Origin of the sequence: Bradyrhizobium sp. CSA112 (assembly GCF_029051645.1) — a bacterium.
In the GTDB taxonomy this organism is placed as follows: domain Bacteria; phylum Pseudomonadota; class Alphaproteobacteria; order Rhizobiales; family Xanthobacteraceae; genus Bradyrhizobium.
The window spans coordinates 78,880-90,916 of the sequence record NZ_JAACFS010000020.1; the positions used below are offsets into that span (position 1 = coordinate 78,880).

10 protein-coding genes, 1 tRNA gene and 3 pseudogenes are annotated in these 12,037 nt (G+C 62.3%); 7 read left to right on the forward strand and 7 right to left on the reverse strand.

Annotated features, from left to right (window positions below; translation table 11 throughout):
• Positions 1-193 precede the first annotated feature (193 nt).
• The 4 genes and pseudogenes from GWE18_RS27050 to GWE18_RS27065 all read right to left on the reverse strand — a co-directional run bounded on the left by GWE18_RS27050 (position 194) and on the right by GWE18_RS27065 (position 2,314).
• A complete protein-coding gene (locus tag GWE18_RS27050; protein WP_275188733.1) occupies positions 194-451 on the reverse strand; it encodes a hypothetical protein in 258 nt (85 codons plus the stop codon).
• Between the two features lie 54 nt (positions 452-505).
• Positions 506-1,164, reverse strand: a pseudogene (locus tag GWE18_RS27055) (helix-turn-helix domain-containing protein).
• A 102-nt stretch (positions 1,165-1,266) separates the two neighbouring features.
• Positions 1,267-1,527 (reverse strand): annotated as a pseudogene (locus tag GWE18_RS27060) (LuxR C-terminal-related transcriptional regulator); the annotation flags it as partial.
• 64 nt (positions 1,528-1,591) lie between these two features.
• Complete coding sequence (locus tag GWE18_RS27065) at positions 1,592-2,314, reverse strand: CBS domain-containing protein (protein WP_275188734.1); 723 nt, start codon at positions 2,312-2,314, stop codon at positions 1,592-1,594.
• 182 nt (positions 2,315-2,496) lie between these two features.
• On the opposite strand from GWE18_RS27065, the gene GWE18_RS27070 reads away from it, so the two are divergent.
• The 6 genes from GWE18_RS27070 (at position 2,497) to GWE18_RS27095 (ending at position 10,279) form a co-directional block, all read left to right on the forward strand.
• Complete coding sequence (locus tag GWE18_RS27070; RefSeq protein ID WP_275188735.1) at positions 2,497-3,480, forward strand: zinc-dependent alcohol dehydrogenase family protein; 984 nt, start codon at positions 2,497-2,499, stop codon at positions 3,478-3,480.
• Positions 3,477-5,048 carry a bifunctional aminoglycoside phosphotransferase/ATP-binding protein gene (locus GWE18_RS27075; RefSeq protein WP_275188736.1) on the forward strand — a complete coding sequence of 524 codons (1,572 nt, stop codon included), beginning with the start codon at positions 3,477-3,479 and terminating at the stop codon, positions 5,046-5,048. Before GWE18_RS27070 ends, GWE18_RS27075 begins: the two co-directional genes overlap by 4 nt.
• A gap of 86 nt (positions 5,049-5,134) precedes the next feature.
• The gene (locus GWE18_RS27080) at positions 5,135-5,953 is read left to right on the forward strand and encodes a CHAD domain-containing protein (protein WP_275188737.1); all 819 of its coding nucleotides are present in this window, start codon (positions 5,135-5,137) and stop codon (positions 5,951-5,953) included.
• 142 nt (positions 5,954-6,095) lie between these two features.
• Positions 6,096-6,929, forward strand: coding sequence for a universal stress protein (locus tag GWE18_RS27085; protein WP_275188738.1), 834 nt, complete (start codon positions 6,096-6,098; stop codon positions 6,927-6,929).
• 161 nt (positions 6,930-7,090) lie between these two features.
• Entirely contained in the window at positions 7,091-7,459 is a 369-nt protein-coding gene (locus tag GWE18_RS27090; protein ID WP_275188739.1) for a hypothetical protein, read from the forward strand.
• Between the two features lie 126 nt (positions 7,460-7,585).
• Positions 7,586-10,279, forward strand: a complete 2,694-nt coding sequence (locus GWE18_RS27095; RefSeq protein WP_275188740.1) for a bifunctional acetate--CoA ligase family protein/GNAT family N-acetyltransferase — start codon at positions 7,586-7,588, stop codon at positions 10,277-10,279.
• A gap of 54 nt (positions 10,280-10,333) precedes the next feature.
• On the opposite strand, the pseudogene GWE18_RS27100 reads toward GWE18_RS27095, so the two are convergent.
• A pseudogene (locus GWE18_RS27100) lies at positions 10,334-10,426 on the reverse strand (universal stress protein); the annotation flags it as partial.
• Between GWE18_RS27100 and GWE18_RS27105 the strand changes: the two are divergent.
• Entirely contained in the window at positions 10,398-10,532 is a 135-nt protein-coding gene (locus GWE18_RS27105; RefSeq protein WP_275188777.1) for a hypothetical protein, read from the forward strand. The pseudogene GWE18_RS27100 and the gene GWE18_RS27105 overlap by 29 nt on opposite strands.
• A 7-nt stretch (positions 10,533-10,539) precedes the next feature.
• On the opposite strand, the gene GWE18_RS27110 is transcribed toward GWE18_RS27105, so the two are convergent.
• Together GWE18_RS27110 and GWE18_RS27115 are read right to left on the reverse strand one after the other, a co-directional pair.
• The gene (locus GWE18_RS27110) at positions 10,540-10,728 is read right to left on the reverse strand and encodes a hypothetical protein (protein ID WP_275188741.1); all 189 of its coding nucleotides are present in this window, start codon (positions 10,726-10,728) and stop codon (positions 10,540-10,542) included.
• Between the two features lie 381 nt (positions 10,729-11,109).
• Positions 11,110-11,199 (reverse strand) — tRNA-Ser (locus GWE18_RS27115).
• Positions 11,200-12,037: the final 838 nt, after the last annotated feature.

A 12,037-nucleotide genomic window follows, 5' to 3' on the forward strand; every position in this document is an offset into this window, starting at 1 on the left:
TCTTGGAGAAAACGGCGAGATCGCCGAATGATGCGACAACATCGTCGGCATCATGTGGATCGACATTCCACTCGCTTGGCGGCGTTCGCATTGACCTGGATCAAATAGAAGGTACGGCGGGGCTGAAAAACGAGCGCAGCGGAACACCCGGCTGCGCAGGCTCCGGGCTTCGATTCAGGTTGCGGTCAGTTCATCACGCGACGCGGTTCCATGCGTGCTTGCCGGGGGCAGGCGTATAGCACGCCGGATGTTCGAACGCGTCGTGGCCAGCCAGGTGCATGACCTCCACGCAATCAGCGTTAAGGCGTTCGTTATCGACCAACCGCTCCGCCAACACCAGCGCCTGGGATGGGCCGACCGATTGCACTTCGATCTGGCGTTGCAGGCACTTGAAGCTGTGGCCGTCGGAGTTGCAGAGATCCTTGTAGAAGGAGACGCGATAATTGTTCATCTTTGCACTCCCTTCCTTCCTTCCTTCCGACATCCTGTCGGCCAGCTTATACTCTCATGCGTCCATATCTACCAGCCGCCGCTGGCGGTTGCGCAGCACGATTTGACGGGCGCTTGAGAACGCCGAGAATGCCCTGGTCGCTGAGCTGTGAAAGCGCCCGCGAAACGGTTTCCAGCGTCAGACCGAGATAGTCGCCGATGTCGCGCCGGCACATCGGCAGGGCCATCATGCCGGCCTTGGCGAGCCGACGGTCCATTTCCAGCAGGAAAGTCGCAACTTTTTTCATCGCGGGCTTGCGGCCCAGAAGCAACATGTGGTCTTCGGCGTGCCGGAGGTCGGTTGCGGTCATGGTCCAGAGACTATGGGCGACCTGGACATTCGATCCCGCGGCGGCTTCCAGGCTGCGGCTTCACCAGACGGACGGTGGTGTCGGCGATCGCCTCAGCAGTCAGCCGATGAGTCGAGCCGGCATCGAGTCCGAACACGTCACCGGGCAGATGGAACGCGCCGATCTGGCGCCGTCCGTCGTTGAGCAACTTGTAGGTGCGAACCGCGCCGCGGATCACCTGATAGACATATTCGGAAGGTTCGCCCTCGCCGTAAATTTCCTCGTCCTTCCGATAGGAAAACTCGCTGGCAACCACACCCGCGCAGGTCGCCATCACGCTGAATTGGTCGACAGTCGGAACGGCCTGGGCGCGTGGGGCGGGCAAAACCTTGGCTGTCGGGACCGCCGGGGCGTGATCGGGGCGGAGACGTCGAGCCTTCGCAGCCGGTATGCCAGCTCCAAACCGTCGAGTTCCGCCATCTTGTAGTCAACGACAAGACAATCCGAGCGGCTTCGGGTGGAAGATCCGAGCAAGGCGACCCCGCTGCGGTGCGCACGTCGAAGCCCTCCGCACCAGTTCGGAGAGGTTACCGGCCTGCATCTTGGTCATTACGTTCGCCCGATAGACCTCCACCGTGCGCGGGCTGATATCGTGTTCCCGAGCGATTGCCTTGTTCGATTGCCCTGTCACCAGCTCCTGCATCACCTGGCGTTCGCGCTGGGTAAGGCTGGCGCGCGCGAAGACATCATGCGTGCGTTGACCGAGAGCGCGCGCGGATAGGGCATTCCGCGGAACGCGCACGCCGGCGGGCCTAGCCCGCCCTTGCCCTCTCGATGTCCTCGGGCGATCTCAGAAACATCCCGGACATGGTATCGACCCAACACAGGCGGTCGTGAACTTTATTCACGCCGGCGACGTTCTGCGCGGCCACCATGGCCGCTTGCCGCGAGCGTTCGTCGGTGATTACGCCACTCAGATGGACAATTCCGTCGTGCACGATGACGTTGAGGCCAAACGGGCTCCAATCGTGCTTATCGATCGCGGTCAGGACGCGGCTGCGAATGCGATCGTCATCGGCCGTCGGGTCGGGGATTTCGTGAGCAAGGCTTGCGACCGCCTGCATCAGATTGGCGCGCGACACAATGCCGACGAGCTTGTCACCCTTCATCACCGGCAGGCGCTTGATGTCGTTAGTCTCCATCACATTGACGATCTCTTCCACTGTCGCGTCTTCGGTGACAGTAATCGGATCGCTGGCCATGACGTCCGAGACTCTGCGGCCGCGCTCACGAACGTAATCGACGGCGGAGTCGCCCAGCAGCACTTTGAGCCAGCGACCGCGCTTGCGCTGCGTGCCGATTTCGTTGCGGCGAATGAAATCACCTTCCGAGACAATGCCGACGAGCTGGCCGGCCGCATCGATAACCGGAAGCCCACTGACGTGATGCCGCAACATGGTATTGGCGGCCTCCAGAATGGTAGCATCCGGCGCGATCGTAATAACGGAGCGGGTCATGATCTGATGGGCGCGCATGTGACGATCTCCTGTTCCATGTCATCGAGAAATGCGAGAAATGGCAAAATGCTATGGCTGGCACATCGTTGCCGACGTCGCCATGTTAGAGAGACGCCGCTCCGGGGCAATTGACGGGGATCAAACGGTGTTCCGTTCGCACCCGATAGGCTGCACACGCTTGCGTGAGGACGAGAGACGAGATGCATGCCATGGTCCTGACGGCGCCCGGCGCGCCACTGCGGCTTGAGCAGCGGGAGGATCCCGTCCCCGGACCTGGCGCCGTGCGCGTCAAGGTCAGTGCATGCGGGGTTTGCCGGACCGACCTGCATGTCGTCGATGGAGAATTGCCCGGCATCGCCTATCCCATCGTTCCCGGCCACGAGGTGGTCGGCCGAATCGATGCACTCGGCGCCGACGTCACGTTCTTGAAAGTCGGCGAACGGGTCGGTGTTCCCTGGCTCGGCTATACCTGCGGTGAATGCTCCTATTGCCGGAGCGGCCGGGAAAACCTCTGCGACCGTCCGCGCTTCACCGGTTACACGCGCGACGGCGGCTTCGCCACGCATCTGGTGGCGGATGCCCGTTATTGCTTTCCACTTGGCGAAGCCGACGACGATATCTCGACCGCGCCTTTGCTTTGCGCGGGCCTGATCGGCTGGCGCGCGCTTGTCATGGCGGGCGAAGGAGGGTGCCTCGGTATCTTCGGTTTCGGAGCAGCCGGACATATCATCGCGCAGATAGCCCGCTGGCAGGGGCGCTCGGTCTATGCCTTCACCCGCAAGGGCGATGTCGAGGCGCAGGCTCTTGCGAAATCGCTCGGCGCGGAATGGGCCGGGTCATCGGAGGATCAGCCTCCGGCGCCGCTCGACGCTGCGATTATTTTCGCGCCGGTGGGCGATCTCGTTCCGCTGGCGTTACGCGCCGTGCGCAAGGGAGGCCGCGTGGTGTGCGCGGGCATTCACATGTCGGACATTCCCTCGTTCCCTTACCATATCCTCTGGGAGGAACGGCAGCTGCTTTCGGTCGCGAACCTCACGCGTGGCGACGGCGTCGCGTTTTTCAAGGCCGCGGCGCAAGCGGGCGTCAGAACGCACACCAGCGTGTTTCCGTTGCGGGACGCAAATGAAGTCCTCTCGAAGCTGCGCGCCGGGCAAATCACTGGCGCCGCCGTGCTGCAGCCATGACCAAGCAACCGCCCGCCAACATAGCCGTAACCGATGCTGATCTGCAGCAGCGCGTACTCGACTTCCTCGATCGTTCCAGCTTCGGTCCGGCCAAGGGCGGCAAGCGGATCGACACGCACGCCTCCATGGTTTTTCTCGGCGCCGATCGGGCATTGAAGATCAAGCGTGCCGTTCGCTTGCCGTTCCTCGATTATTCGACATTGGAAAAGCGCAGGCGCGCCTGCGAGGAAGAGCTGAAGGTCAACGCCGGCAACGCGCCCGAGCTCTACCGGCGCGTTGTCGCCATCACGCGCAATTCCGATGGCGCCTTCGAAATCGACGGCTCCGGCCCCCCGGTCGAATGGGCGGTCGAAATGACGCGGTTCGACGAGAAGCAGTCGCTCGATCGTGTCGCGGCGTCGAAGACGGTCGAACCATCCCTTGCGGCGGCCGTGGCCGACGCGATTGTTCGATCCCACGACAAGGCGCCGCGGGCGGACGGTGAAAGCTGGCTTGCCTCTATTCCACCCATCATCGAACGGAATACCGCAAAGTTTCGCACCGTACGCGGACTCGATACCGTTGCCATCGATCAACTCGATGCCGCCAGCCGTCGTTCTGCTACAACATTGCAGCCGCTGCTCAGGCAGCGGGCCGAGCGAGGGTTCGTGCGCCGTTGCCACGGCGATCTGCATCTCGCCAATATTGCCTTGCTGGACGGCCGGCCGCTGCTGTTCGATGCCATCGAATTCGATCCGGCCATCGCCACGACGGATGTCCTCTACGACCTCGCGTTTACGCTGATGGATCTGATCCACTTCAATCAGGATACGGCGGCAAACGCGGTATTCAATCGCTACCTTGCGGGAGTAGGGGATGAAGGTCTCGATGGCCTCCGGCTGATGCCGCTGTTTTTGTCAGCGCGGGCGGCGATCCGGGCGCATGTGCTGTTCACGAAGAGCGAGCATGCCGGAGAGAGCGACGCGGCCTGGCAGGAGGCCAAGCGCTATTTCGATCTGGCAGGACGCCTCATCACGCCCAAGCCACCACTGCTGGTGGCGATCGGCGGGTTGTCGGGGACGGGAAAGTCGGTGCTCGCACGCGACCTCGCGGGTCTGATCGAGCCTCCGCCCGGCGCGGTCATTGTCCGCTCGGATGTCGTTCGCAAGCACCTCTTCGGCACCAGCGAAACCACGGCTCTACCGGAATCTGCCTATCGGCCCGATACCACGAAACATGTATATGACGTGCTTTCGAGCACCGCGCAGCGCGTCCTCGCCCAGGGATGTTCGGTCGTGCTCGATGCCGCCTATCTGCAGGAAGCGGAACGGACGGAAATTGCGGCTCTTGCGGCCACGCTTGGCGTACGCTTCGTCGGCCTGTTCCTCAAGGCGGATCTCGCAACGCGGCTGGCGCGCATCGGGCAGCGCAGGGGCGATGCTTCTGATGCAACACGGAATGTTGCCCTGAAGCAGGAGACTTTTGCGATCGGCGCGGTAAACTGGCATATGATTGATGCCTCTGGGACACCCGACCAGTCGCTGCGCAACGCCCGTGTTTCCTTACTTGCGGTGCCGGGCGAACAATAAAGATGAGAAACGGTCAAACAAGAACGTCGAGCCGACACAAGGCCCCTGAAGCGGCGGCCCTCGATTGTGCGACCGCATTCCAGAAGATGACGCTCGAGTGTGTCGCGGCTATCAAAGCGCATCACAGCAGCGCGTGCGCCGGCGATGCCGAGGCCGTGCATCAGATCCGGGTCGCGATAACGCGGTTGCGCGCCGCCGTGGCTTTCTTTGCTCCGGTCGTGGTCGATTCGGAATGGCTTCGGCTGAAGAAGGAGATCGCCTGGCTGAATGGCCCGCTCGGTGCCGCGCGCGACAGCGACGTCGTCATGGAGTATGCGCGCCGCAAGCGATACCGCGCTTGGGCTGAGCGCATACTAGGCGAGCAGTTCGATCAGCACCAGATGCGGGATCACCGCCGCCTGGTTCGCTCGCTGCGCTCCGCCCGGACGCAACGCCTGGTCGAAGCAATGGCGCGCTGGATCAGACAAGGACCGTGGCTTGAGCGACACAAGCGGCGCAAGGACGCGGAGACCCTGCAATCCTATTGCGCACGCGAACTCGACCGCTGGTACGAACGGTTGATCCGCAAGGGGCAGCGCCTGAAGACTTTAGGTGCGTCGCGCCGACACCGGCTGAGGATCAGGGTCAAACGCTTCCGGTACATGTTGGAAGCGCTGACGGAAACCGTCGCGCTACGGGGCCGGGGCGAATTGCGTCACCTGCACCGGCCGGCAAAACGGCTGCAGCGCGCGCTGGGCGACCTCCGCGACCTCAAGCGCTTCGCCGGTCTTGCCAGCGGATCGCTGCAGGCCGAGAATAGCAAACGAGGCAAGAAGCATCCGCCGGCCTATCGCCATCGGAGGGACAAGCTGCTCGGCGACGCTATCGCGGCTCATCGCGACCTCACGCACGCCGGAGCCCGCTGACGCCGCCGCTCGCATAGGCTTCCGCTCGGAAGCGTCCGGGTTTGATGTGCGTCAACCACGGCCATTCGCCCGTCGGGCATCTTCGCCGGCAGCAACCCGGGACGGGGATCTTAAGCCCTCGCGAATGTGTGGGAGAATGGCGATGTTCAGGAACATTCTGGTTCATATTCCATCCGAACGGCCGGTCAGGCCGGTGATCGACGTCGCTGTCGCGCTGGCCATTGCACGTCGGTCGCATCTCGATGCGGTCGCCATCGGCTACGAATCGATGAGCGCCGCCGGGATGATTGTAGAAGGCGGCGGCGCCGCTGCTGCCGCCGTGATGGGGGCCGAACAGGAGCGTGCCCAGGAAAGGGCGAACGCCGCGATCGCCGTGTTCGAGATCGAGGCCAAGCTTGCCAAAATCGCCTACGGCACCAGGACATTCGCAGCGATCCCCGCCGAGGCCGGGCGGACCATCGGGTCGCTTGCCCGGCTCTACGACATGACGATAGTGCTGCAGCCGGAACCCTCGAAAGCCAGCTACGACAACGAGATTCCTCTGCAGATCCTGTTTAATTCCGGCGGGCCGATGCTGGTGGTTCCCTATATCCACAAGGGGCCGCTCGACGCTCAGCATGTCGGTATCGCCTGGGACGGCAGCCGCCTGGCGGCCCGCGCGGTGCGCGATGCGATGCCGTTTCTGATGGGCGCCAAGGCCGTAACCGTGATTGCGGTCAATGAGGAGGCGGGCGAAGCCTCGTCCGACCATCTCGTCGCGTATCTGGGGCGGCGCGGCATTGCGGCCCGGGTGCAGCGGCTGAAGGCGGATCGCGGCGACGTTCAGGGCGCCATTCTGTCGGTCGCTGCTGAAAGCAATATGGGCCTCCTGGTAATGGGGGGATACGGCCATTCGCGATTGCAGGAGCGAATTCTGGGCGGTGTCACGCGCAGCATGTTCGACTGCATGACCGTGCCGGTGCTGATGTCGCACTGACCTTCAGTAGCGGGGATGTGACCTTTCGTCCCGGTGAGTTCCTTGTCATGAACCTTCTCGGCTGTGGTCGCGGTCGCAATGACGCCAGTTTGATGCACCTCAATGTTCGGCCCGCCGCCCATCTATCGTTTCGGCGGAAAACTCAGAAATCGGAGATTGTCATGTCAGAGCTCTCTGAGCGGGCCGCTTCCGATTCCTTTCCAGCAGGCGCAAATGCTGAAGCGGAAGCTGCCAAACTGAACCAGGGCGCGCTGGAGTTCATGCTTGGCGCGCAGAAGATAATGTTCGAGGAAATGGTGTTTCTCGGCGACGAGATGCTGGAGCGAACACAGACCGAGATGCATCTGTTCACGGAGTTCGTCGCGAAGATGGCGGGCGCGCATTCCGTCAGGGATGTCCAGACGATGTGCCGGGAATGCGGCCAGCATCAGCTCGACTTCTTCCGCCGCGATTCCGAACGGCTGTTCAGGCACGCGGAGCGGATGATCGCGGCCACGTCGAACTTGATCAGTGGCCGCTCTCCGAACTGATCGGCCTCCGTTTCGGACAAGGGGTTGTCGGGGGCCGAGATCGTTCCGGGTTATCAGGTCGCTGGGAACACATTTGGTGGGATATCGGTTCACAGGGGTCTGCGACCTGCCAGATAGCAAGGCCTAATGTCCACCTATCGTCTGAAGAATCTGCTTTCGCCGCATTCCGTCGCACTGGTCGGAGCCAGCCCGCGCCATGGCTCGGTCGGCCGCGCCATTCTCAACAATATTCGTAAAGCCCAATTCAAAGGCGAATTCGGCCTCGTCAATCCGCGCTATCACGAGATCGACGGTGTCGCGACCGCTGGCAGCATAGCAAAACTGGCTTTTGCGCCGGAACTCGTCGTCCTCACCGCGCCGGCCCGCACCATCGCGGGCCTGATCGATGAAGCGGGCCGCCGCGGTGCGGCAGGCGCAGTTATTGTCAGTGCCGGGCTCGGGCACGGTCCAGGTTCGATGGCGGATGCGGCGGAGCGGGCCGCGCAAAAATACGGTATGCGCCTGATCGGGCCGAATTGCCTGGGCATCATGATGCCTGGCGTCAGTCTCAATGCGAGCTTTTCCGCGCATATGCCGGCCGCGGGACATCTGGCGCTGATCTCGCAGTCCGGCGCCATTGCTGCGGGCATGGTGGATTGGGCAGCCCAGCGGGCGGTTGGTTTTTCCGGCATTGTTTCGATCGGCGACCAACTCGACGTCGATATCGCCGATTTGCTCGATTACTTCGCACTGGATGAAAAGACGCACGCTATCCTGCTTTACATCGAGGCGATCAAGGATGCCCGCAAGTTCATGTCGGCGGCGCGCGCCGCCGCAAGAATCAAGCCGGTCGTGGTCGTCAAGTCAGGCCGGATGGCGCAGGGCGCGCGGGCCGCTGCAACCCATACCGGCGCGCTGGCCGGGGCAGACGCCGTCTACGACGCCGCCTTTCAGCGCGCCGGCATCCTGCGCGTATCGGATCTTCGAGAACTGTTCGACTGTGCCGAAACGCTCGGGCGCCTCAAATCGCCGCCTGGAAAGCGGCTCGCGATCCTGACCAATGGTGGCGGCATCGGCGTGTTGGCGGTTGACCGGTTGGTCGAACTGGGCGGCATTCCCGCGTCAGTCTCGCCGGCGATCCGTGAGAAGCTGGACGCTGTGTTGCCGCCGACATGGTCGAAATCGAATCCCGTCGATATCGTCGGCGATGCCGATCCCGCGCGCTATGCCGCAGCGCTTGAGGCGTTGCTGGCCGACCCCGAAAACGACGCCGTGCTTGTCATGAACGTGCAGACGGCGATTGCGCGCGCTGACGAGATCGCCGAGGCCGTGACCGGGGTGGTGCAGAAATATCGCGGCGGGCATCGCATGTCGCCGAAGCCCGTTCTCGGGGTCTGGGTTGGTGCGGAGCCGTCGATCGGCGATCTCTTGAGCGGGTCGGGAATTCCGAACTATCAAACCGGCGGCGACGCCGTCCTCGGTTTCATGCATCTGGTTCGCCATCGCGAGGTGGTGGAGGCATTGGCGCAGGTTCCGCCGGCCATGCCGAGCGAGTTCGCGCCCGATGCCGACGCAGCGCGGCAGATTGTTGCCGCAGCGCTCGCCGACGGCCGCTCCTGGCTCGATCCGATCGAGGTGAAGCGGCTGTTCGACGCCTATGACATCGCCGTCGTACCGACCTTCGCCGCCGCCGGCACCGAAGAGGCGGTCGCTCATGCGAACGCGCTGTTCGCGCAGGGCTCGACCGTCGTGCTCAAGATCATGTCGCGCGACATCGTGCACAAGTCCGACGTCGGCGGCGTCGTGCTCAACCTCACCAACGCCGACGCGGTGCGCAAGGCAACCGCCGAGATTCTCGCGCGGGCAAGATCGCTGCGGCCGGAGGCGCGGATTTCGGGCGTGATGGTGCAGGCTATGGTGGTGCGGGCAAAGGCACGCGAGCTCATTCTCGGCCTCGCCGACGATCCGACATTTGGCACCGTCGTCGTGTTCGGCCGCGGCGGCACGGCGGTCGAGATCATCAACGACAAAGCGCTGGCGCTGCCGCCGCTCGACCTGCAACTGGCGCGCGGCCTGATCGAGCGCACCCGCGTCTCGCGGCTGCTACGCGCCTATCGCGACGTGCCGGCGGTGAAGCCGGACGCCGTCGCGATGGTTCTGGTCAAGCTGGCGCAGATGGCCGCGGACATTCCCGAAATCCGCGGGCTCGATATCAATCCATTGCTGGCTGATGAAGCAGGCGTGCTCGCCGTCGATGCGCGCGTCGTGGTCGGCCGCGTGGAGCGGAAGTTTCGCGGTTCAGGCCCTGCGAATTTCGCTGTGCGGCCTTATCCCTCGCAATGGCAGCGTCACATCGAGGTCAAGGACGGTTGGCGCGTATTCGTTCGTCCGATCCGGCCCGAGGACGAGCCGCTGATCCACGAGATGCTCAAACACGTCACGATGCAGGACCTGCGGCTGCGGTTCTTCGCCCCGATGAAGGAATTTTCTCACGAGTTCATCGCCCGCCTGACCCAGCTCGATTATGCACGGGCGATGGCCTTTGTTGCGTTCGACGAAGCGACCAACGATTTGGTCGGCGTGGTCAGGATCCATTCGGACTCGATCTATGAGAGCGGCGAGTATGCGATCCTGCTGCGGTCGGACCTCAAGGGCAGGGGGCTCGGCTGGGCCCTGATGCAGATGATCATCGAATATGCGAAATCCGAGGGATTGAAAGCCATCTCCGGCGACGTCCTAGCCGACAACACCGTGATGCTGGCAATGTGCCGCAGTCTTGGCTTCGAAGTGAAATCGGATCCGCAGGAACGCGACATCTGCAATGTCAGGCTGACGCTTTAGTTATCGCACGAGCGCTCGCCGCAGCCGCGCGCGGTCGGCGGCGGCGGGATGCCCTCAATGCGAAAGCAGCATCGGGAGCGGCGGCTTTGACAGCAGGCTCTTGGTGGCGCCGCCGAGGATGAACTCGCGCCATCGCGCGTGGCCATACTGCTTTCAACACGTCCAGGCGATCACCGTTGCGATCGACCAGTACGCAGAGAAGGCGCTGGGCAATCGCGATTACTTTCTCAACAAGCCTTACGGCGCCGGCTAGTAGTGCGTCATTCGATCGCCCTGGCATCCAATCGTTCGACTTCGGCCGTTATCACCACTGTCGCGGCTAACAGCACTGTCAGAATGATCGCCGCGAATCCGATCAAGCTGAGCGCGATCATTGCTCCGCTCGTGTTCATCGACATCGTGGCAAGTCCAATTACCAGGACGACCGGGGAAGGACTGAAGATACGCATTTCTGGCACTCGAAAACTACTAGGCAATCTTCGAGGAGAACCTGAGCCAAATTCTGTTACGAATGCGACGCTTCCCCGTCGGGAACTGACAAAGAAAGGGGCATGAACCTCGTCTCGCCCTCAGGGACCGATCGCGATCATTCAATGCCGCTGCCGCCCAATCGCTCGACTTTAATCGAGATCATCACGGCAACCGCGAACAGGAGCATCAGTGCTAGTGACAGCACCGCTCCGAATATGCCGAGCGCGATCATTGGTTCCCCCCCCCTGTGCACAGTGGCGTGCATTGCGGAAATCGGCAAGGGGGACTTCTAAGGGCCTTCTTCAGATTGTGCGTAGAAGTCTTGAAGGGGCGAAAAATATAGTCTTTTCAGTAGGTTCTGGCGGAAGGGGTGGGATTCGAACCCACGGTACCCTTGCAGGCACGCCGGTTTTCAAGACCGGTGCCTTAAACCACTCGGCCACCCTTCCAGCTCAAGAATTTCAGTCGCTTAGCGTAGGGCTGGCTCGAACGCAATGTGGACGTGGCCCAATTTGGGCCCAAACGATTATTTCGCAAGTAAGACTGCGACGAGGGCGCGGACGCAAGTCCGCCGCAGAGCATTCGGTACTCTTCGAGGCAGCGGCTCATGCGTCCGCTCCCGCAACTGGCTGTACCAGGCTGATCCGCCGATCTTACCTCATGTACATGTGGAAGAAATCTTGGTGGCGGCATCGGCCGCAATACATCCGCCAGCGGTTCGTCGGGCGGATGCTGGTTCTGGCCGGGATCGCACCGTCCCGGCACCGATGCGGCAGACCATTGTTTAGCCGAACGCTACAGCCAGCAGGCCCGAGCACAGGAGTACAAGGCTGGCCGTCATCAGGGCAAGAAATCCGTTGGAGACCACGTCGTGGTTACGCATGAGACACCTACCACATCAGATCGTCCGAATTTATTAAAGCTTTCCGAATCCCTCCCAAGCCATACCCGAAGCCGGGCGGTCCCCCCGAACCGCGAGGCGTTCAACCCTCAAGCTCTGGAGCGATAGCCTTCAAACGCATGGGCAAGAAAAATGCCCGCGCTCACCAAACCCATCACCGCTGTAACCGTCTCGATCATCGCACAAATCCTTATGCGCCCCTGCACGCACAGAACGACTCCACCGCTGCACAGTCAAAAAGATTCACAGGCGGAATCGCAGAACGGTCATGAGTGATGATTTGCTGCAACAGATCGTCTGAAAGCGGCACAGGAGACCGCACGCACGGCCCTGTTTTGCCTGATATCGATAGTGCACGCCCGTAAAACGGAGGATGCGCAAAGCAA